16 protein-coding genes and 1 pseudogene are annotated in these 22371 nt (G+C 60.6%); 9 read left to right on the plus strand and 8 right to left on the minus strand.

Annotated features, from left to right (window positions below; genetic code table 11):
* Window positions 1-28 precede the first annotated feature (28 nt).
* The 5 genes from NJC38_RS19410 (at window position 29) to NJC38_RS19430 (ending at window position 7811) form a co-directional block, all read left to right on the plus strand.
* On the plus strand, window positions 29-2572 hold the full coding sequence (locus tag NJC38_RS19410) for a TonB-dependent receptor (protein WP_253116628.1): 2544 nt from the start codon (window positions 29-31) through the stop codon (window positions 2570-2572).
* A gap of 112 nt (window positions 2573-2684) precedes the next feature.
* The gene (locus NJC38_RS19415) at window positions 2685-4328 is read left to right on the plus strand and encodes an ABC transporter substrate-binding protein (RefSeq protein ID WP_253116630.1); all 1644 of its coding nucleotides are present in this window, start codon (window positions 2685-2687) and stop codon (window positions 4326-4328) included.
* Entirely contained in the window at window positions 4325-5275 is a 951-nt protein-coding gene (locus NJC38_RS19420; RefSeq protein WP_045492132.1) for an ABC transporter permease, read from the plus strand. The genes NJC38_RS19415 and NJC38_RS19420 overlap by 4 nt, the downstream gene beginning before the upstream one ends.
* Window positions 5276-5277: 2 nt before the next feature.
* The gene (locus tag NJC38_RS19425) at window positions 5278-6177 is read left to right on the plus strand and encodes an ABC transporter permease (protein ID WP_045492134.1); all 900 of its coding nucleotides are present in this window, start codon (window positions 5278-5280) and stop codon (window positions 6175-6177) included.
* Window positions 6174-7811 carry an ABC transporter ATP-binding protein gene (locus NJC38_RS19430; RefSeq protein ID WP_253116632.1) on the plus strand — a complete coding sequence of 546 codons (1638 nt, stop codon included), beginning with the start codon at window positions 6174-6176 and terminating at the stop codon, window positions 7809-7811. Before NJC38_RS19425 ends, NJC38_RS19430 begins: the two co-directional genes overlap by 4 nt.
* A 203-nt stretch (window positions 7812-8014) precedes the next feature.
* Here the strand turns inward: NJC38_RS19430 and NJC38_RS19435 are convergent, their stop codons facing one another.
* A complete protein-coding gene (locus tag NJC38_RS19435) occupies window positions 8015-9241 on the minus strand; it encodes an MFS transporter (protein ID WP_045492137.1) in 1227 nt (408 codons plus the stop codon).
* A gap of 415 nt (window positions 9242-9656) precedes the next feature.
* Entirely contained in the window at window positions 9657-10148 is a 492-nt protein-coding gene (locus NJC38_RS19440; protein ID WP_253116634.1) for an NUDIX hydrolase, read from the minus strand.
* A gap of 160 nt (window positions 10149-10308) precedes the next feature.
* On the opposite strand from NJC38_RS19440, the gene NJC38_RS19445 reads away from it, so the two are divergent.
* A complete protein-coding gene (locus NJC38_RS19445; protein ID WP_253116636.1) occupies window positions 10309-11025 on the plus strand; it encodes a class I SAM-dependent methyltransferase in 717 nt (238 codons plus the stop codon).
* Between the two features lie 250 nt (window positions 11026-11275).
* Here the strand turns inward: NJC38_RS19445 and NJC38_RS19450 are convergent, their stop codons facing one another.
* Window positions 11276-12619, minus strand: a complete 1344-nt coding sequence (locus NJC38_RS19450) for an EAL domain-containing protein (protein WP_253116638.1) — start codon at window positions 12617-12619, stop codon at window positions 11276-11278.
* 586 nt (window positions 12620-13205) lie between these two features.
* Between NJC38_RS19450 and NJC38_RS19455 the strand changes: the two genes are divergently transcribed.
* The gene (locus NJC38_RS19455; protein ID WP_253116640.1) at window positions 13206-14486 is read left to right on the plus strand and encodes a hypothetical protein; all 1281 of its coding nucleotides are present in this window, start codon (window positions 13206-13208) and stop codon (window positions 14484-14486) included.
* A 154-nt stretch (window positions 14487-14640) separates the two neighbouring features.
* Here NJC38_RS19455 and NJC38_RS19460 read toward each other — a convergent pair whose 3' ends face one another.
* The 4 genes from NJC38_RS19460 to NJC38_RS19475 form a co-directional block, all read right to left on the minus strand.
* A complete protein-coding gene (locus tag NJC38_RS19460; protein ID WP_253116642.1) occupies window positions 14641-15204 on the minus strand; it encodes an NADAR family protein in 564 nt (187 codons plus the stop codon).
* A gap of 222 nt (window positions 15205-15426) precedes the next feature.
* The gene (locus tag NJC38_RS19465) at window positions 15427-17940 is read right to left on the minus strand and encodes an ATP-binding protein (protein ID WP_253116644.1); all 2514 of its coding nucleotides are present in this window, start codon (window positions 17938-17940) and stop codon (window positions 15427-15429) included.
* A 444-nt stretch (window positions 17941-18384) separates the two neighbouring features.
* Window positions 18385-18873: a LysR substrate-binding domain-containing protein gene (locus tag NJC38_RS19470; protein WP_253116646.1), complete on the minus strand. Its 489-nt coding sequence runs from the start codon at window positions 18871-18873 to the stop codon at window positions 18385-18387.
* 10 nt (window positions 18874-18883) lie between these two features.
* Window positions 18884-19954, minus strand: coding sequence for a transposase (locus NJC38_RS19475; RefSeq protein ID WP_253116714.1), 1071 nt, complete (start codon window positions 19952-19954; stop codon window positions 18884-18886).
* 34 nt (window positions 19955-19988) lie between these two features.
* On the opposite strand from NJC38_RS19475, the pseudogene NJC38_RS19480 reads away from it, so the two are divergent.
* A pseudogene (locus NJC38_RS19480) lies at window positions 19989-20180 on the plus strand (transposase); the annotation flags it as partial.
* A 161-nt stretch (window positions 20181-20341) separates the two neighbouring features.
* Here NJC38_RS19480 and NJC38_RS19485 read toward each other — a convergent pair.
* Window positions 20342-20611, minus strand: a complete 270-nt coding sequence (locus NJC38_RS19485) for a hypothetical protein (protein WP_253116648.1) — start codon at window positions 20609-20611, stop codon at window positions 20342-20344.
* Between the two features lie 496 nt (window positions 20612-21107).
* Here NJC38_RS19485 and NJC38_RS19490 point away from each other — a divergent pair, with 496 nt between their 5' ends.
* On the plus strand, window positions 21108-22286 hold the full coding sequence (locus NJC38_RS19490; protein WP_253116650.1) for an MFS transporter: 1179 nt from the start codon (window positions 21108-21110) through the stop codon (window positions 22284-22286).
* Window positions 22287-22371: the final 85 nt, after the last annotated feature.

Below are 22371 nucleotides of genomic sequence, written 5' to 3' on the forward strand. Positions count from 1 at the left end.
GCCCCCGCTGTCATCTGGAACTGCATACATGACTCCATCGTTTTCACGCCACGCCCGCCACGTCTTGCGTACCGCCCCGGCCCGCGCCGGCCTGGCTCTCTCGAGCCTGACCCTGGCCTGCCTGCTGGCCCCACAGACCCAGGCCGCAAACAGCGAAGACGCACGCCTCGATACCGTGACCGTGATTTCCACCGGCGTACGCGGCGCGCAGCGCACCGTGGCCGACAGCCCGACACCGATCGACATCATCAACAGTGAGCAACTGCTCAAGACCGGCCGTGCCGAGCTGTCGGAGGCGATTTCCAAACTGCTGCCGTCGTTCAACTTCGGCGCCAACACCTCGGGCTTTCAGTCCACCACCCGGCCGCTGACCAATCGCGGCCTCGGCCCGGCCTACACCCTGGTGCTGGTCAACGGCAAACGCCGACATAACGGCGCCATGCCCTCGGGCGGCAATATCGACACCAGCGGCGCCAATGCGGTGGATATCGACCTGATCCCGATCAGCGCCGTCGAGCGCATCGAGGTGCTTAAAGACAGCGCCGCTGCGCAATACGGCTCTGACGCGGTGGCCGGGGTGATCAACGTGATCCTCAAGTCGGGCGCCAGCGGCGGGCATCTGGAAGCCAGCTACGGCCAGTTGGGCAGCGGTCAGGGCGAAAACATCAAGTTCGCTGGCAATAAAGGCTTCGCCTTGGGTGATGGCGGCTTTGTGCAAATCTCCGCCGATGCACGCAAACGCGATCAGGCATTTCTGTATGACAAGGCCGATGCCAACTACCGTGGCTATGCACCGGGTGACGCACGGCAAGACAGCTGGGACCACCGTGCGCTGAAAAACGGCGACCCGGACCTGGAAGCCTTCAACCTCGGTTACAACGCCGAACTGCCACTGAGCGATAGCACCAAGCTGTATTCCTACGCCACTTACGGTGAGCGCGACGCGATCATCTACAACAACAAGCGCCTGGCCTACAGCACCGCCTCGATCCCTGAGCTGTTCCCCGACGGTTACGATCCGCTGAACAACATCAAAGACACCGACTATCAATTGCTGATCGGCGGCAAGGGCGAGCTGGGCGCCTGGAACTGGGACCTGTCGAGCACCTATGGGCGCAACAAGAACGAGCACTCCAGCGACCTGACCATCAACCCGACCTATGGCCCGGCCTCGCGGACGTCGTTCGGTAACCTGGCAACCTTGCAGTTCGACCAGTGGGTCAACAACCTGGACGTCACCCGCCATTTTGAAAGTCTGCCGCTGCTGCCCTTCCCGGTGCAGGTCTCGGCCGGTCTTGAGCATCGCTGGGAACGCTTCCAGACCTTCGCCGGCAGCGCCGACGCTTACTCGGTGGGCAACTACCGCTACCCGCAAACCCTGGCCAACGGCGCGCGCAACCCGCTGTATGACCTGAGCGTGGCGAGCGGCCTGAACGGCGGGCCGAGTCGGGGTGCGCAGGCGGCGCTGGTGATCCGCCCGGAAGACGAAGCCGACCTGGACCGCAACAACTTTGCCGGCTATCTGGACTTCGGCCTCAACCCCAGCGAGCGCTGGTACATCGGCGTGGCCGGGCGGGTCGAGCACTACGACGATATCAAGAAGAACACCTTCGCCCTCAAGCTCAACTCGCGCTATGAACTGACCGACACCCTGGCGGTGCGCGGCACCGTGGGCACCGGTTTCCGCGCCCCGTCACTGACCCAGTTGGGCTACTCGGTGGCCGACAACCGCACCGGGGTCAACGCCGATGGCGTGGTGGTGCCGGCGCTGCGTTACACCGCCACACCGGGCAGCGCCCTGGCCAAGGCATTCGGCGCCAGTGAGCTGGACCCGGAAAAGTCACGCAACATCGGCCTGGGCCTGACCTGGCAACCGGCGCGGCGCACCAGCGTGACCCTGGACGCCTATGTGGTGGACATCGACGACCGTATCGTGCTGTCGCAGGACATCTATGACCGCGGCAACGGCCTGATCAACAACACTCTGCGCTCGCTGGGTGTGGCCGAAGGGTCGTGGGTGACCTACTACACCAATGCCTTCGACACCCGCACCCGCGGCCTGGACCTGGTGCTCGACCACCTGACCCCGCTGGGCGGCTTTGGCGATGTGCGTTGGAGCGCGGCGTTCAACTGGAACAAGACCACCGTAGAAGGCCGCCGCGATTCGCCGGCAGACCTGACCGCCTCGGGCATTTCGGTGGTTGGCCATGCCGCCGAGGGCAATCTGGTGGCCGCCTCACCGAAAACCAAATGGGTGTTGGGCGCCAACTGGAGCATCGACAAATGGGTGGTCAGCCTGCAGACGACCCGCTACGGCAAGGTCGAGACCTGGGCCCAGAACGCCAGCGCCGACCGCAGCTTCGAAGCCAAGTGGATCACCGACCTGGATATCGCCTACTCGGTCACCGACAACCTCACCGCGAGCATCGGCGGCACCAACATCTTCAACGAATACCCCGACCGCAACGGCGTGGTCGCCCTGCCCTCCAACGGCGGCCAGGGCATCTATGGCAACCCGCCGTTCAGCCCCAATGGCGGGTTCTGGTACACCAAACTGGCTTATGACTTCTGATCTATCCATGTGATTCGCGGCTGAAGCCGCTCCTACGGCGGTAAACCGTAGGAGCGGCTTCAGCCGCGAAGCAGACCGCCTTAGCAGACAGTATTGATACAAGGACACCACCATGACCCAAGCTGTTTTCCCCGGCCGCCTGCTGGCCTCTGTCGCACTGACTCTGGCGCTGACCGGGTGCTCGCCATCCGGCGACCAAGCCGCCAGCAAGACCCTGAACATCGCCTTCTGGGGTGACAACACCACCCTGGTCAGCGTCGACCCCTTCCAGGTCTATTGGCTGGAGCACCGGGTACTGCTGCGCAACGTCGCTGAATCGCTCACTGACCAGGACCCGGACACCGGCAAGATCATCCCCTGGCTGGCGAAAAGCTGGGAGGTCAGCGACGACGCTCTGACCTACACCTTCAAGCTGCGTGACGACGTGACCTTCAGTAACGGCGAGCGCTTCGATGCCCATGCCGTGAAGACTGCTTTCGACAGCAACAAGGCGTTCGCCACCGAGTTGCCGGCGACCTTCGGCGCCACCTACCTGGCCGGTTATGACCATGCTGAAGTGGTTGATGACTTTACCCTCAAGCTGGTGCTGTCCAAGCCCAACGCCGGCTTCCTGCAAGCCACCTCCACCACCAACCTGGCGATCCTCGCCCCGGCCTCGTACAAGCTGACCGCCAAGGAGCGCTCGCTGGGCAAGATCATCGGCACCGGCCCGTTCACCCTGGAACACTACACCCCGGAAAGCGGCGCAAAGCTGGTCAAGCGCAAGGGCTACCACTGGGCCTCGGCCAACGTGAAAAATCAGGGTGAAGCACACCTCGACACCGTCGAGATCAGCTACATCCCGGAAGAAAGCGTACGCAACGGGCTGTTTTTACAAGGCAAGGCCGACATCCTCTGGCCGCGCAACCCGTTCTCGGAAGTCGACCTGAAGCTGTTCCAGTCCAAGGGCGCGACCATCCAGAGCCGTTCACTGCCCGGCCCGGCACTCAACCTGTTCCCCAACACCCGTGGCGAGCGCCTGCTCAGCGACAAGCAAGTGCGCCTGGCCCTGCAAAAAGCCATCGACCGCAAGACCTACGCCAGCGCCGTATACAACGCCGAGTTCCCGGTGGTAACCGGGATCTTCGACGTCACCACCCCGTACTTCAAGAGCCAGGCCGCCAAGCTGGCCTACGACCCGGCCGGCGCCGAGCAGTTGCTCGACAGCGCCGGCTGGGCCAAAGGCACCGACGGTTATCGCTACAAGGACGGCAAACGCCTGAGCCTGAGCTACAACATCAGCCCGGCAGAAACCGCCGGCGACGTGCTGATTCAAGACCAACTGCGCAAAGTCGGCGTGGACCTGAAACTCAGTGTCGTGACCCGCGCCGAGTGGGTTGCCAACAACGCCTCGGGCAACTACGACCTGAGCATCAACTACATGACCCGCGCCGACCCGATCATCCTGCAGACGATTCTTGACCCCCGCGCCGCCAACAGTGCGGCACTGGCCACCAACATCTACGAGCCGCAAACCCTGGAAAAAGCCAAGGCCCTGTTCGACGCCGGCATCACTGCCACCCAGAGCGAGCAACGCGCCGCCGCGTATGGCGAACTGCAAGACCTGCTGGTCGACGAAGGCTCGGCATTCCCGGTGTACGAGCGGGTCTGGCAGGCCGCCACCGCCGCCAAAGTGAAGAATTTCCGCTGGACCGCTGAGGGCTTCGCCCTGCTCAGCGACATCGAACTGGCAGGCAACCAAGAGGCGAAAAAATGAACCGCTACCTGATCGGCCGCGTGGGCCAGGCCCTGCTGGTGTTGTGGGGGGCTTACACCATCACCTACTTCATCCTCTACATGCTGCCCGGCGACACCTTGTCGATCATGCTCAGCGCCTCGGGCCTGGAGGCCGATGCGCTGAGCCCCGAAGACCTTGCCAAAGCCCGGGCCTATTACGGCCTGGACAAAGGCATCTTCGAGCAATATTTCGACCTGCTGTGGCGGGCCATTCAAGGTGACTTCGGCCAGTCACTGTCGCTGAACCGCCCGGTCAACGAACTGCTCGCCGAGCGCCTGCCGCAAACCCTCGCCCTCGCGGGCCTGGCCATCGTGCTGTCGCTGATCGGCGGCATCGGCCTGGCTTACCTGGCGTCCTATATTCGCTGGCAACCGCTGAAAGTCGCCCTGGCACGCCTGCCGTCGCTGGGCTTTTCGGTGCCGGTGTTCTGGATGGGCCTGCTGCTGATCCAGGTCTTTGCGTTCAGCCTGGGCTGGTTTCCGGCCACTGGCAGCAAGGGCTTTGAAAGCCTGATCCTGCCGGCCGTCACCCTGGCGATTCCCAGTGCAGCGGTGTACGCCCAGGTGCTGCAACGCGGCTTTCAAGGCGTGTGGCAGGAACCCTACATCGCCACCGCCTACGCCAAAGGCTTGAGCCGTGGCCAGGTGCAACTGCGCCACGGCTTCAAGAACGCCGCGCTGCCGATCCTCACCCTGATCGGCCTGCAGGTCGGCAACACCGTGTCTGGCGCGGTACTGGTCGAAACCATCTTTACCCGCAACGGCGTTGGCCGCCTGGCCCAGGAAGCGGTGCTACGCCAGGACATCCCGGTGGTACTGGGGATCGTCGCCGCCTCGGCAGCGGCTTTTGTGCTGATCAACCTGCTGGTCGACCTGCTCTACCCCTACCTTGACCCGCGCATCACTCACCAACCGAAGGTGTCCTGACCATGAGCACCGATAGCCGCCTGTTACGCGATAACTCGATCACCACTGCCGCGCCGCTCTGGCGCCGCCGCAGCCGCCTGCAACGCCTGGGCACGGCGCTGTTGCCGTTGCTGCGCAAACCCGGCTTCAGCCTGGCGCTGCTGATCGTCGGCTTCGCCCTGCTTGCCGCGCTGGCGCCGCACCTGCTGACCAGCTTCGACCCCTACGCCACCGCCCCCAGCGTCAAGCTCACCGCGCCAAACCTGACCCACTGGTTCGGCACCGACGAGCTGGGCCGCGACCTGTATACCCGGCTGGTGTATGGCTCCAGCCTGTCGATCCAGGCTGCACTGCTGGCGGTGGGCATTGCCCTGGTCGGCGGCCTGGGGCTGGGCGTGCTGGCGGGTTTTGCCGGCGGCCGGATCGACGCGCTGATCATGCGCTTTGTCGATGTGCTGCTGGCCCTGCCCGGCCTGCTGCTGGCGCTGGCCATCGTCACCGCGATCGGCTTTGGCACCGTACCGGTGGCGATTGCCGTGGGGGTCGGGATCATCCCAGGCTTCGCCCGCACCACACGGGCCGAAGTCCTAAGGGTCAAGACCCTGCCTTACGTTGAAGCCGCACGCCTGGGCGGCGCCAGTTGGGGACGGACCCTGGTGCGGCACATCCTGCCCAACGCCTGGGGCCCGGTGGCAGTGCTCGCCACGCTGGACTTCGGTGCGGCCATTCTCGCCACTGCTGGCCTGAGCTTTCTCGGCTTTGGCGCCGCGCCACCGGCTGCCGAGTGGGGCACGCTGATCGCCAACGGCCGACACTTTCTGATCACCGCCCCGTGGGTCTCGCTGCTGCCCGGCCTGTTCGTGGTGGCCGTGGTGTTCAGCCTCAACCATATCGCCCGCACCTTCGAGGAGAACCCGCGATGAGCACGCCAACGCCTTTGATCGACGTCCAGCAACTGGCTGTGACCTACGCCTCTGCCGGGCAACTCACCCATGCGGTGCGCAACGTTTCGTTCAGCGTCAGCCAGGGCGAAACCGTGGCCATCGTCGGCGAGTCGGGCTCTGGCAAATCAACAATGGCCAACGCGATTCTCGGCCTGCTGCCAGACAACGCGAAAATCACCGGCGGCCAACTGCGGGTCGATGGCACCGACCTGGCCCACGCCAGCGAACGCCAGAAACGTCAGTTGCGTGGCCGGGTGATCGGCCTGGTGCCGCAAGACCCGATGGTCAGCCTCAACCCGACCCTGCGCATCGGCCAGCAGATCGGCGAAGCGCTGATCCTCGCCCATGGTCGCCGCTACCCGAGCGTCGATGCCGACATCATCGAACTGCTGCAACAGGTCGGCCTCGACAACCCGCAACTGCGCGCCCGCCAGTACCCCCATGAGCTGTCCGGCGGCATGCGTCAGCGCGTGTTGATCGCCATCGCCCTGGCCGGCAACCCGCGGCTGATCATTGCCGATGAGCCGACCAGCGCGCTGGACGTGACCGTGCAGCGCAAAATCCTCGACCACCTGCAACAACTGGTCAGCGAACGCGGCATCTCGTTGCTGATCATCACCCACGACCTGGGCGTGGCCAGCGACCGCGCCGACCGCCTGCTGGTGATGAAACAGGGCGAACTGGTCGAACAGGGCGCGCCGCAAACCATCCTCGCCCAGCCACAACACGACTACACCCGCGCCCTGCTCGCAGCAGCCCCTGCGTTCAGCCAGCGTCGCCCGCTGTCGCAGCGGCCTGTTGCGCCTGACGACAAAGCGCCAATCCTTAGCCTGCGCAATGTCGGCAAAGTCTTCGACCTGCCGAAAATCAAAGGCCAGGACTCGCAGTTCACTGCCCTGCAAGGCTTGACCCTTAATGTCTACCCCGGCCAGACCCTGGCCATCGTTGGCGAATCCGGCTCGGGCAAAAGCACCGCGCTGCGGATCGCTCTGGGCCTGGAAAAGCCCAGCAGCGGCCGGGTGCTGTTCGAGCAACAAGACGTCACCGACCTGAACTGGCGCGACTTCCGCCCGCTGCGCAAGCGCATGCAACTGGTCCAGCAAAACCCCTTCGCCGCCCTCGACCCCCGCTTCACCATCTTCGACAGCATCGTCGAACCGCTGGTGTCGTTCGGCCTGCTAAAAGGCGCGGCACTGGAGCAGGCGGCACGCGAACTGATCAGCCGCGTGCACTTGCCGGTCAGCTACCTCGACCGCTTGCCTCGTGAGTTGTCAGGCGGGCAACGCCAACGGGTGGCCATCGCCCGCGCGCTGGCCTTACAGCCGGACCTGTTGCTGCTGGACGAGCCGGTCAGTGCGCTGGATGTATCAGTGCAGGCGCAGATCCTCGACCTGCTCGAAGAGCTGCAACGCGAACTGGGCATCGCCTACGTGCTGGTGTCCCACGACCTGGCGGTGGTCGCCAATGTCGCGCACCAGGTGCTGGTGCTCAAGCAAGGGCAAGTGGTCGAATATGGCAGCGTGGACACGGTGTTTGGCGAGCCGCAGGCGCAGTACACGCGGGAATTGATTGGCGCGATACCGGGGCGCAAGGCCGAGCGGGCGGCGGCTTGAATGGCCGGCTGACCGGGGCGCCGGCCGGCCACTCCTACTGAACATCGGTCAACCACATAATTGGCGCGCGGCGCGGAACCGGTGGGTTGGCTTGCCGACGAATAGGCCAGTACATTCTCAGCAGATCCTGTGATCCATATTGGCCTCTTCACTAGCAGATCCCTCCCACCGGGTGCACGGTAATTATCCGAGCATTGCTGTTCCTAGCCCGGCTGCGCCGCCAGGCTGTTACTGACGCCCCGGCCCAACACCAGCACCGTCACAAATCCGCAGCCCACCAGCGCCGTGGCCAGGCTCAACAGCACCGAGGTGCCCAACTGGTCGACGATCTGCCCGCCGAAGAACGAACCCAAGGCAATGATCACCTGGAACATCGCCACGAACAGTGGCATGCCGCGCTCGACATCCTTGGGTGCGACGATAAACATCCAGATGCTGGAACAGGCCGGGAAGGCACCGAACGCGAAGCCCCACAAGGCGATGAGCATCACTGCGCCGGTCATGCCGGTGGCAAAGTACGGGAACAACGCGGTGCTGATGCCGATCATCAACGCGACCAGCATCAGGGTATGGCGCACACTGCGGTTGGCGGCAAAGCCTGCAAAGATGTTGCCTGCGACCCCGGCGATGCCATAGAGCAGCAGCAATGAGCCAATGGTCGGCCCGTCGAAGCCGGAGCTTTGTTTGAAGAAAGGCGCGACATAGGTGTACGCCGCAAAGTGCGCCAGGCCAATCAGCAATACCGCAATCAAGCCCACCCGTGCCTGCGGGTTGATAAACAGCGCCGGCAGGTCACTGACCCGGATCGCCTTGTCCGGCGCCAGCCGTGGCAGCAGGAAGATCTGCGCCAACAGCACCGGCACGCCCACCAGCGCGGTCACCAGAAAAGTCATGCGCCAGCCCATCAGGCCGCTCAGCCAGGTGCCGACGGGTACGCCCAACACCGTGGCGAGGGTCACACCGACCATGATGATCGAGGTCGCTTGCGCCACCCCGACCCCTTTAGGCGCCAGGCGACCACTGAGGGCAATGGCGGTCGCCCAGAAGCCGCCGATACTGATACCCAGCAGCACGCGGCCGAACAGCAGCAGGTTGAAGTCGGCGGCGTAGGCCACCACCGCGTTGGCGATGATCATCAGCAGCGTCAGGCTGATCAGCAAATAGCGCCGATCCAGCGCACCAATGCCCACCGACAGCAACGGCGCGGCCAGCGCGGCCATGATGCCGGGCAAGGTCACCATCAGCCCGGCGTGGCCGGCGCTGATACCGAGGTCGCTGGCGACATCGTTGAGCACGCCGACCGGGAGAAACTCGCTGGTCACCAGCGCAAAGGCGCCAACCGCGACCGAGAGAATCGCCAGCCACTGCTGGACGACGCTCTGTTGATTGTGTTCGGGAATGTTATGAGGGGCCTGACTGGCACTTGGCATGGGGCTGGGTTCCATGGGTAAGGTCGCCTGAAGCAGGCGTAGAAAGCGGAGGGAAATGGCAGGCGATTATAGGAGTCGGCTGTGAAAGGCAGACAGGCGAGCGTTTCGATAGTAATCATCAGCGGGATCGATGAGACACCCTGAGTAGAGCGTCTGAAGCCTGGATACTCTACGAAACGCGAGTCGGGGTAAGCCTTTGATTGTCGCGCTGCAAACACAGGGCCCCGTAGGAGCGGCTTCAGCCGCGAAAACCGCGATTCTTGTGGTGACCCTGGTCTGAGCGGCATACCGACGAAGGCGGCGTAAAACCCACCTCTGATGTACTGATTTCACTGGCCCCTTCGCGAGCAAGCTCGCTCCCACAGGGCAGCAACAAGGCAGTGAAGCATACCTGAACCGCCTTAACTGATCGACATTACCCCGCAGGACTGCCTTTAGCCGGCAAGCTTTCGCGGCTGAAGCCGTTGGAGATCAGCGTCGAAACACCACCGAGCAGCCCAGCACAACCAGCCGGTTTGATCGCCTCGATCTTGTCGCCAGGCATCCACTTCCAGTCCAGGGACTCATCAAAAAGCACGACCGCACCAGTGAAGTCGGCGCTGTAAACAAAGTTATGCTCATGCAGGCGCTGGTCACCGATAACGATGTTCTGCTCAATGATGCCCAAAAAGCGATGGCCATGGGTGGACACGCCAAACTCCTCGGTTATCTCGCGGATTGCGCCGTCGAGCAGCGACTCGCCAACTTTCAACCGGCCACCGGGCAACGCCCAGCTGGCTTCGCTGTCGGCTTTTTTCTTTTGCACCAGCACATCGCCCTGCCCATTGCGCAGAAACACTGAACAGCGGGCCGAGAACCGGTATTCGTCCAGATGGAATGTCACATCGGGACGGTTTGACTGTGTCATGCACTTGCTCCCATTGATTCCAATCCTTCAAGAGCGGCACAGGCGCCGAATGAACCATTGAGCGCCTCGCATTCCATTCAGGAATCCAAACTATAAAACTAATGAATTTTTATTATTAAAAGATCTGGCGTAGCGTGTTGCAAGGAAAAGGAGCGCCACTGTGAACTCATCAAACCTCGACCCAGCAGCAAAATTTGACTCCTCGCGGGCTGACGAGTACGGCCGCCAAAGCCGAATCGCCTTGGCCGGCTATGACGCTTGCCAGGATCTGGCGGCCTGCATGTTGGCCGCAAGCCTGGGTAATGGAAAGACGGCGAAGGTACTGGTGGTCGGTGCCGGCGGAACGGCCCAGGAAATTATCGCCATGGGCAAGCTTGAACAGCGCTGGCATTTCACCGCTGTTGACCCTTGCGCGCCGATGCTTGAGACCGCGAAACAGCAACTGGAGGCAAACCAGTTGCTGGCAAGGACGGAGATAGTTCTTGGGCATGTTGAAGACCTGGTTGCGGCCGAGCCTTACGACGCGGCCACCCTGATCGGCGTGCTTCATCACGTGCCAGGCGACGACTGCAAACTGCAACTGCTGCGCTCGATCCATGCGCGCCTCAAGCCGGATGCACCGCTGATTGTCGCGGGCAATCGCTATGCCTACGCCTCCCAACCGTTGTTGCTGCAAGCCTGGGGGCAGCGTTGGCGGCAGCATGGGGCCAATGCCGATGAGGTAAAGGCCAAGCTCGGCAAGATTCTTCAAGGCGCTGACCCGCCACACTCGGATATGGCCGTGCAAAAGCTGCTGCACGACGCCGGATTCGGCGATGCTACCCAGTTTTTCAGCAGCCTGTTCTGGGCAGCCTGGCTGACCCGCAAGGCGAAATGATCAAGCGATAGGTGTAACCCGCAATCGGCGGCGCCGCTTCCGGTGATGACAGCTCGCTGATTCCCGGCCGCGGAGTGTGGCTGGCGGGAACGCTTTGAGCGATTTTGATCCAGCGCTGCTGGCGCCGATTGCCGACCAGGCCAATGCCGAGCGGTTCGTTGCCGGTCAGCGTTGAAAAGAGTTCGCCAGCGACCACGGCCCCTGCTGTGAATGGCAGGGGCCGCTTTTGATCGTCAAAACACTCATGCGACTAAGGCTGAACCAGCGTCGGTGAATACGCCTCCAGAAACTCATCCGCCGCAATCGGCCGCCCGAACAGATAACCCTGGAACACCTCGCAGCCCAGTGCTCTCAAGCATTCACTTTGCGGTCGGGTTTCGACCCCTTCAGCAATGGTCGATGCGCCAAGAATGCCCGCAATTTCGATGATTTTTCTCACCAATTCGCGCTTGCTTGGGTCCTTCTCAATGTCATGGACAAATAACTGATCAATCTTCAATTCATCCAGTGGCAGCGCTTGCAGCAACGACAGTGAAGAGAAGCCCGTGCCGAAATCGTCCAGCGACCAGCTAATGCCGTCGTCGCGCAGCGCGTTCATTTTTGCAGCGATCAACCCAAGGTCGCCGGTAAACACCGATTCGGTAATTTCCAGGCACAGCCGGTTGGCTGGGACACCGACCTTGTGCAAGACAGCCCTCACATCTGCAACGAACGATTTGGACGTCAGTTGCAAGGGGCTGACATTGACCGACAGCGTCCACTGATCGACACCCGGCAGCCTGGACCAGGCTTTCAAGTGCCAACAGGCCTGCTCCAGAACCATCAACCCCATTTCATGAATAAGGCCGGTTTCTTCTGCCAGGCGGATAAAGGTGGCGGGCGACTGGATGCCGTGGCCGGGCCGGTCCCAGCGCAACAGCACTTCCGCGCCGATCACGCGCCCATCGGATGACACCTGGGGTTGCAAGTAAGCACACAGCTCGCGCTGCGCAACCGCTCGGGCCAGCGCCGTGTATTGGTCGACCTTCGCGCCAAGGTCCTCACGAAAGATCGCCAGTACACCCACCGTCAGCACCATGGCTGTAAGGGTGTTCAGGTCATGGCCCAGTTGACGGATAGTGGCGGGTAACAGCTCAAGGTCCTGCCCCAGGCTCATCTCACTGAGCTCCAGAACGGCGAGCGCGCTGAAACAGATACCTGGAAAAAGCCAGCGCAGGTAAAAGCGCTCACTGCGAAACAGAAAGAACGTTGCAATGCCGATCGGCATGAAGAACAGATGCGTCGACCTGCCGACCGCAGTTGTTGGCGCATCGGCAAAGCTGGCGAACAGGGTCAGGACCAGCAGCACATGAACAACGATGCCTAGCGACACGTGCTCGGGCGTCTTCGCCAGATACAGACACGCCAACCCTAGCGCCATAAGAGCGAACAAGACCACGGCCAACACGCCCATGCCCTGGGTTGAGTAATAGCTCCCCCACGCCAGGCCATGCAGCACACACGCGCCACCACCAAAGCGCAAAAGCCGCTGGATACGCGGCCATTGAGCGGTATCTGGAAACTTTGGCTTCGCCAGCTCGCTATTTGACTTCAAGCGAATATCTTTCAAACCGGTTCCTTTTCAACTGTAATGCAATCGACGCAACACATCTTCAGCCAGGAATGGTAGTGGTAATTAGTGTACGGAAGTAGAGCAATGCAGCGGGTCGAACAGCTCGGCCTTGCTTTTTCTCCATGTTGGCGACACTTGCAGGCGTTTTGGACGGGTCTTCCGGGTGAGTAGCGATGAGCGTAGCAGCGGATATGGCCAAGGCTTTGATGAGCTGCTCTTCAAAGCAGATCAGGGGCGGCCCATAGTCAGGCCGAGAAATTGAAAAGAGCGGATGTGAGACAGCCTTTGCGCACTGTCTTTGGCACATTCGGGCGGCTAGCCCCTGCCGTGTGGTTCAGAGAGGGTGGGTAGCCTGGTGAGCGAATCGAGCGGGTGCAAGCTGTCGGGGTTCTGTCGAAAATTTTACTCAAGCAAAAAGAAGGCGTCTTGCAATCAAGCTGAAGGCTCGACTGAAGCCGCCCGGCAGATCACCATTTTTTATTGAGCCAGCCATTGACGTTCGGTACCAAGCCGCTAGCTATACTCAGTCAGCTTGAGCACGGGCTTGAAAACCAGTGGGGTGGATCAAATGAGCAATGATGCAGGAAAGCGAGGAAGAAAAGCCCTGGCAGCCTTGCTGAGTACGGCTGCAGCTCTGACTGGATGCAATTATGGACATCGACCCTATCAGCAGGGGCCATTGCAACCCGTACACGACTTATCATTAGTCGACGTTGAGATTGACGACTTTGGCAATTTCTGGGACCGCACAAAGGCAGAAGCCATCCTCACTGCAATCGATGACAGCGCAGCAAGCTCCAATGTCGTCGTGCTGCTGTTTGTTCATGGCTGGCACCATAACGCAGCCGAAGACGATACCAATCGCAGCGATTTTCACGTCACAGTCAAAGCAGTGAATAACAAGCTCAAGGAAACGATTTATCAGGATGCCAGAGAAACGTTAGACATCAGTGGTGATGTGAAGGTCGTGGGCGTCTACCTTTCCTGGCGAGGCAGGTCGCTTCCAGGTCTTCTGGACTACTTAACCTTCTGGGGACGTAAAGCTGCTGCGCAGCGAGTGGGAGAAGGTGCGGCGCGGGAGTTCATCTTTCGCCTCAACGAGATATACAAAAAACGTAACCACGGCGATCAGAAACATTTCATGGGTTTGGTCAGTATTGGTCACAGTTTTGGCGGGCAAGTGCTTTATAAATCCGTTGCAGCAACGCTGGAGAATAATTTCCTGCTGCATGAGGGCCAGCCGGCACAAATGCCAGTGGCCGCCGTGGGCGATGTCGCCGTGCTGATCAATCCAGCATTTGAAGCCGCGCAGTTCGATAGACTACAAGCCCTGCAATCGAGATACACCTACGGCCCGGCACAGACACCTGTACTTCTGGTGTTTTCCGGAGAGGGGGATCGGGCAAGGCAGAAGTTCTTCCCGCTAGGTCGGCGCGTTAGTGCCTTGCTCCGGCCGACATTCTCAAACGACGAAAAACAAGCCCAGTGGATAACGGCATTGGGAGAGTACGAACCACAACGAACCCATTCGCTGGAGCTGCGGCCGGGTACCGCGTCTTACGAGTTCTCGCAGAATTATTGTCAGCAGGCATTGGGTTTTGACCTGACCAACCCCGGTGTTCCGTTTGCCGGCGCAACGCTGACTGCGTTACCTGGCCGGAGCCAACCGTTCAGCCCTGTCGTGGTCGCTTACAGTAAAAATGAATTGATAGAAGCGCACAGCGGGATATTCAAAGAAGGCTTTCGCAGGTTCATGATCGACTACGTTGCGTTGCTTGAAGGAAAGCGGCTATGCCTCAAGGCTCAACTTTCAGCACCGTCAATTGCGGGAGCACGCAGCCCGACCTGAAACTCTGCATCCGCTCGGCCATAGTCGTAGCTCTTTTAGCGCTTGCCCTTTCGCCGTTGCCTTACCGGCGCAAACCCAATCCGATGGTCAAGTGGTTAAGGACATGGTTACCCGATCGGAAGCTGCCGCTGAAATCAGCGGCAGGTTGAGATCACTACCTTGCGGCTGAGATGCTGCCCCCGTCGCGCACCTGCATCAGTGCAAAACCCAGCAGGTTCAAGCCTTTCCATAGGTTTGGATTGTTCGCATCCGCGTTGTCCTGTGCAAGCCCTATACCCCAGATGTTATCAACCGGGCTGGCTTCGACAATAACGCGCGAACCCGTTTGCAGAAGATATTCCATTAACTGCGAATTCTGAGAAAACTTGGCCTGGTTTGCTCGAACGACGATGTCGTATCGGTGTTGCAGCCAAACCTCATTATCAAACCCGCGCACCTTACGGCCAAGTGCTTTGGCGGCATTGGGAGTAGGCGCGTTCAGCACCTGCTCGCGAATATCCTGATCGGCGAACAGGGCCGCTTTCTCGGCCATCATGAAGTGCTCGGCCGTCGGATAATATTGGTCTTCTACAGTAAACCCGGCCTCGAACCATTGGCTGAAGCACGAAGCCGTGACGGCAGTTTTGCTGCGCTGGTGCCCCCAGAAAAACAAAAAACTGAGGGGCTCTCCTGAGTTGAAACGGGCGCACAGTTCTTTCAGATGTTCAGAGTCGTTCAATGAGATAACCTCGCCAACTGAAGATCGAAGCTACACTTTTTTCGCCACCGCGTCGCGCTCACTTGTTTTGGACGGGAAACGAGCCTGAATCATAGGCATGACATTCGTTGGCTGGCTGGCGATATGCGCTCGATCTTCGAGGCCCTCTACAACGCCTGAAGCAGCCGCCGCGATCAAGACCGTCGACAATGAAATAGCTGACGCTCGTGACCTGAGCCCCCACTACCGCTCAAGTTGAGCCAAACTTAATGCAAGCTCGTCTTTGCGAAATGGCTTGGTCAGTCGCGGAAGGCCGGGATCGAGCCCCTCTCTTTCGGCATAACCCGAAACAAGCAGGATCGGCACTCCAGGCCTGATGTCGCGGATCAAACCGGCCAACACGGTGCCGCTAATACCGGGCATGAGGTGATCGGTTACGAGCAGATCCAGTGGCTGCCCAGTTGAAACCAATTCCATCGCTTCCTCGCCAGACGCGGCCTCAATTACGCGGTAGCCAAGCTCGGCCAGCATGTACGAAGTGCTTGCACGCACCACGTCTTCGTCATCTACCAACAGCGCGATCCCGCGTGTCGATCGTGGCTCCGAAGTTTCGATGATACGCATCGTTGTTGTCGGCACTGTCATGCTGCGTGGAAGCCACAACTCTACGTTCGTCCCAAGGCCTGGCGAGCTGCGCAGAGTCAGCGCACCGTTCAACTGTAATGCCAGTCCGTGCACCATTGAAAGCCCTAGGCCAGTCCCTTTGCCGACACCTTTGGTTGAAAAGAACGGTTCAACCGCCCGGGCGAGTGTTGCTGCATCCATGCCGATGCCGGTGTCCGCCACGGACAGACACAAGTACTCGCCTGTCGCCAGTCTGGAGCGATGCCCCGGCTCGACCCATTCGGTGCTGGCCGAGATACGCATCGTTCCGCCCTCCAACATTGCGTCGCGCGCATTGACGGAAAGATTGAGGAGTGCCATTTCCAGCTGGTTCAGATCTGCAATCGCTGCCGGGAGATTCTCCGGTGAATCCACGACGACTTTGATTTGAGGGCCAGTGGTACTGGACACAAGATCGCCCATATCGCGCACCAACTTCGCCACGTCGACTGGAACCGGTTGCAAGGGTTGACGGCGGGCGAATGCAAGCAACCTTTGCACTAGCGTCTTGGCGCGCTCGGCTGATTGCATCGCCCCAGCGATGAGCCGTTTCTCACGCTCGCCCCCTTCACCTCGTCGTTGGAGCAAGTCGAGCGTACCGACAATCGGCGTAAGCAGGTTGTTGAAGTCATGGGCGACACCGCCAGTAAGCTGCCCCATCGCCTCCATCTTCTGACTCTGCCGCAGCGCCTTCTGAGCTTCTTCGCGCTCGGCGATGGCCTGAGAGACCCGCCCTTCGAGGGTGGCATTGAGCTCGCGCAGTTCTTCCTCGGCAGCCTTGCGGTCGGTGATCTCGATAGCCGTGCCGGTCACGCGCAGACAGCGCCCGGCTGCATCGAACACGCCCCGACCTTTTGCCGCTACCCAGCGAACAATGCCGTCCTCCCGACCAACCGTACGGTAGTCAACGTCGTAAAGCGCGCGATGCTCAGGATCGATAGCGGCGGTAAAAGCTTTAATCGTCGTGTCACGATCCTCGGGGTGCAAGCCATCATAGAAGTCCTGCAGCGTGACGGGGACGTCAGCCGATATGCCGAACATCGCTTTGGTCTGCGAAGGCCAGACCAGCGTGTTCTGCACGAAATCCACGTCCCAGAACCCCACGTCGGCGTGGTCAACCGCGAGTCGCAGCCTGGCCTCACTGCGGCGAGTCTCGGCATCCGCACGAGCACGATGCACGACGAGTGCGACTGTCTGTGCGACGAAGTCGATGATTTCAGTGTCGCCGGGCGTTGGCTCACGCATCTCGGGGTGGTGCATGACGAAAGCACCGAGTAGTGCGCCCTGCGCGGAGCGGATCGGAATTGACCAGCAGACTTGCAGACCTTGTTTCATGGCCAACGCGCGAAGCTCGACCCAGAGCGGCCCACTCGATATTTCGGGAAGGTTAGTCAGTGGGTCGAACAACGCGTCGGCAGTGCAGGCGTTCGTGTGTGCTTTGAGGGTAATGTCTTTAACGCTTTCGTTATAAGCGCCAGGAAGGCTAGGCCCTGCCCAGTGTTCCAACTGCTGGCCAGCTTCATCCAGCAGCATGATGCTTCCCAGGAACCGGGCTGAAGACAGCGCTTCCATCTCGCGGACAATGGCATCCAGCGTGATGCTGAGTGCAGTGTCTTCGACAGCCAGTTCCAGAATGCGGGTTTGCGCAGCCCCGATGGCCATCGCGCGGTTACGCGCCTGGGTAAGCCGAGCATTCTCGATGGCAATTGTTGCAAGGCGCGCCAAACTCTCCAGCCGCATAACGGTGTCGCCACCATGGTCACCGACCGCCGACCAATATGCTCCGAGCGCCGCGACCGGAACAGGCCTGCCTATGGGCACCATGACCAGGCTGCGGACAAACGTCGGCGCATAAGCATCTTGCGGGATGCGCGGATCATCCCAGACGTCACGAATCGCAACAGTCTCACCGTGATGCATAACCCAACCCGAAATACAGTGGTCGGCCTGGAAGGTCTGACCTTGCCAAAGCGGGGAGTCCGCATCTTCCGCAACATAGGAACAACGCCCTGCGTCTTCAATAACAACCGCGATGCCCTCTGCCCCTACCGCCGCGCGTGCGGTGTCTCGCAGTACGGCTACAACTTCGTCCACTGACCGTGCCGTGCTCAGTCGCTCACTTGCATTGAGCAAGTGGGAGAGACGGCCCTCATTGTTTTGATCCACTGAAACGGTCGACAAGCAGATCTCCCAACGTAGGCCACAGAGACATTTCCGTGGGCGAATCCAAGATGCAGTTGATCCAAGAGGTGCTACAGGGCGAACCTCTGATCGGAGTCCAATTGAGTGTCTCAGAAATGTTACGGTTTGCCATGACTGTCTATCGGAACATCTCAACTTTATGCCATATGCCTGGAGATAAAGCCTCAAGCCTATTCACGGCCCCACGTCTGGATGACTGAAGTAGTGGATCTTCGCCGTGGCCGAATAAGAGCTACTTGGTGCACGAAAGCACCTATGAAAGTCAGGGCGATCCACTGATGGACAGATGCGCTAATGGCCACCATGGACAAGATAAACCGTAGATGGGGAATGGCCTCAGGCTACATAGGATTCCAGCGCGCCCAGCGGGATATGGAGCAACTGATCGTCGGCCAGTGCCTCAAGCAGGTAGTCCAGTGTGGCGCGGACGCGCGGGGCAATCAGCGCACGGTGGGGATACTGGATCGCCAGCTCGTAGCCACCTGGATGATGGTAGCGATGCAATAAAATCTTCAGGCGACCCTCTTGCAGGCTGCGCCATGCGAGGTGCACGGCTACTTGAGCGATGCCGATGCCATCGCACGCAGCCTGAACGATTGCTTCCGGTGCGGAGAGCGTGGCCACCGCCGAGTCCGTAGGGTCGAAGTTGACGACACTGTTGTCATCGGCGCGCAAAGACCAGGGCGAAACGCATCCACCCAGAAAGCGCCGTGCGATCAGCCGGTGTTCTCTGAGTTCCTCGGGCGATCGAGGCACTCCATGCCGAGCGAGATACTCAGGTGAAGCAGCGATGGCGACATTCAGGCGGCAGATTGGTCTTGACATCCTACCCGCCCTAAAGAGCGGGGATTCCTACAGCTAGACGGCGATGCCCCGCCGCGAGAATGTTCCGGGCCGCGTTTACATCACGGTCGTGGGCTGTACCGCAGCACACGCAGGTCCATTCTCTTATTCGCAAACCAGCTCTACCTTTCGGACTGCTGGTGGAAATGCTTCCACAGCACGAGCAGGTCTGGGCGGTATAGCGCTCGGCTACAACCTCAAAAACAACGCCTGCCCGTTGGCATTTCTGCTCCAGCATTGTCTTGAGTTGGCCCCATCCTGCATCAAGCGTGGATTTGGCCATTCGGGTCTTGACGAGTTTGGCGCTGGCTACATCGCCAACAAAAATGGCGGCGCAGCGCTCAACCAGGGAGGTTGAGAACTTGTGTTGCGCATCCTTGCGCCGGTTCCTGATCCTGGCATGGAGGGCGCGAACACGTGCCCTCTTGCCAGCACGCTGAGCGATGCCCAGCTTCTGCTCCAGGGTGCGATATTCACGCCCGACCAGCACCTGGCCCTCAGACGTTGTTGCCGCCGCTTTAAGGCCCAGGTCGATGCCAACTGCGGCAGTGCCGATGCACGGCTTGCTCTCAACCTGCACGCAGATATTGAGATACCAGCGCCCCCTGGAATCTTCACTGAAACTTCCGGCCCGCAGGGCGTACTGGCTTAAACCGTAGCTGTCCCACAGGCCAAACCTGAACCCGGCGAAATGAACCTGACCATTCTTGTATTGCAAGGCACGAGCCTTGAATGGAATCCAGCCCAGGCTGTACTTGGGGCTGCTCCTGCTGGACACCCGCCAATTGAGCCTGGAACGCTTGAACTGCTTACGGGCCTTGGCGTAGTCCTCGCAAACCTGCTGCACGGTTGGCGAGCCGATCTGCACGCCGTCGCATTTGCTTAATCCATTGGTCAGCTTTTGCAGGTCAAAACCGGAGAGCCACTGGTGGCGTTCCCGGATGGCGCGATGACTCGTTTCATTGCAGTAGTTCCACACCATATTGACCTCGCGCGCCATCGCAAGCAGCGTTTTCGCGTGCTTGTCTTTGATTCGGAGCTTGAGGGTCCTGGTGTGGTTCATGGCATGAATTATGGTTTGGTCTTTCAAACTATGGGTGGCGTTGTCGAATCGGGTGGCTTCACTCAAGGGGGTATCATCCAGACGGCTGCGTAAGCAGTTCGGGGATTTCCACCCCTGGCTCAAGCGAAGGGGTGTCCTCTGGTCGCCATCCTGTTTCGCCTCTAGCTGCGGCGGTGCGCCGATTGAAATCCTGCGCCAATACATCGAAGAACAGCAGACTCCCAACCAGGACGCCTGCGGTGTCCGCGCTCTCGACCTCGGGCTAAACCCCGAGGCTTCTCGCGCATATGGTGAAGCGGCACACCTAGAATCTTGCCCGGTTAATCCCTCAAATGCAGGAGCCCGAACCACTTCGAGCCCCTGCCGCACAATCGCAACCTCTAAACCTCAGCCACCCTCACCCACTCCAACCCCCTTCGGCAAATGCTCGATCATCTGCTCAAGCATCGCCTGGGCCTGCGCCACCAGATGCACCGCAGCCATCGCCAGGTTGCGCTGTTGCCCATGCAGGCTGTCGCCACATTCATAGGCCGTTGCATAGGCGCAGGACAGCACGTCCCAGGCACTGTTGAGCTGGTCTTCGAAGGAGATCAGGGTCGGGCCAGAGTCAGGCCGGGTGGTTGATGAAGGTGGGTCGGGTACAAGCTTCATAGTCATGGTGTATCTCCGCAAATTAGGTGATATCGCCACCTCTCGCGGCCAAGCAATGAGGTGGCAACTGTACAAGGGTTGGCCGACCGGGATGCGGAAGAACCCGGCACACCCGAGGGTGTCCCGTGTACAGCTGCCATAACGTGCTGTTGCAGACCAATAGCATCCGCACCAACGTTTACGCACTGTCTTTCCGCATATTCGGGCGGCCAAGCCCCGTCGCATATCTGTGCGACGGGAAGCAGCCTAGTGAGCGAATCGAGCTGGCGCAAGCGGTCGGGATTCTCTCGGAAATTTCACTCAAACAAAAGGGAGGCGTCTTGCAATCAGCTTGCAGATCCGACTGAAATCACCCTACAGATCACGACTTTTCGCACAAGTGCAGTCAGCCGTTCCACCCTGCCCCTTATAGCCATCAGTCATCTACCCATTCGAAATCGGCGGTTGACCCATCCGGGCTCAATCCCTACCGTGAAGTGCCTTTTTCCTGTCTGAGCAGTCAATGATTCACCGTCCAAAACTCCCCTCTACCGTCTACCTGCTGGCCTTGACGATCTTTTCGCTGGTCACCGCCGAATTCATGATCGCCGGGATGATGCCCGCGCTGGCGCAGGCCTTCTCGGTCAGCCTTGCCCAGGTTGGCAACCTGATCGCCTTCTATGCCCTGGGCATGGCGCTGGGTGGGCCGCCGGTCACGGTGTTGCTGCTCAGCCGTGGCTTCAGCAACAAACGCGCCCTCACCGGCTTGCTCGGTGTGTATGTGGCCGCCGGTGTTCTCGCGGCCACCGCGCAAAGTTACGAAGTGCTGGTGCTGGCGCGGGTGATCATGGGCGTGTCCAGTGCGGTGTGTATTGGTTTGTGCATGACGGTCTGCGCCGAGCTGGTCGAGGTGTCGGAGCGTGGCCGGGCCGTGGCGGTAGTGCTGGCCGGATTGATGCTTTCACCGGTCGCCGGCGTGCCAATGACCGCCTGGGTCGAGCAGCATCATGGCTGGCGCGCCAGTTCGTGGGCGGTGGTGGTGCTGGCGTTGTTGTGCACGGCACTGGCGGCGGTGCGATTGCCGCACAGCCAACCGGGCAGCGAATCGGGCCTGGCGCAGCAGTGGGCGGCGCTGCATAACCGCAGTTTATGGGGCGCGTACATCACCAGTGGCTTGATCATCGGTGCGACCTTTGCGGCGTTCAGTTACTGCACGCCGATCCTGATCGAGGAAGTGGGCGTTGCCCCTGGGCATGTCGCGCCGTTGCTGGCGCTGTACGGGGTGGCCAATTTAGTGGGCAATATGATTGTCGGGCGTCTGGCGGATCGTTACACGCTGCCAACCCTGGGCTGGGGCCTGGCCTTGATGGTGTTGGCACTGGCCGGTTTTGCGCTGGCGGGCGATCAGCTGTGGCTGAACCTGGGCTGTTTCATCCTGCTGGGGCTGACCGGTGTGGCGCTTAACCCGGCGATGGTGGCGCGGGTGATGCGCGCCGCCGAGCCGGGGGCGCTGGTCAATACGCTGCATACCTCGGTGATTACCGCCGGGTTGGCGTTTGGCAGTTGGGCGGGCGGCGTGGCGATTGATGGCGGTTACGGGCTGCGCGCACCGCTGTGGGTCGGTGCGCTGATGGCTTGCCTTGGCTTGCTGAGCCTGGTGCGGCCGTTTGTGGGGTATCGGCAGGCGAAGCTGTGTTCGTGAAGCTTCGTGGTCGCTAACCGAGCCCGCCAGCATGCCCCATTAATCCGCATGCTGGCGACGGTTGTTAACGGCCGTCTCGATAAGA

The organism is Pseudomonas sp. 21LCFQ010 (assembly GCF_024129905.1).
Classification (GTDB): Bacteria; Pseudomonadota; Gammaproteobacteria; order Pseudomonadales; family Pseudomonadaceae; genus Aquipseudomonas.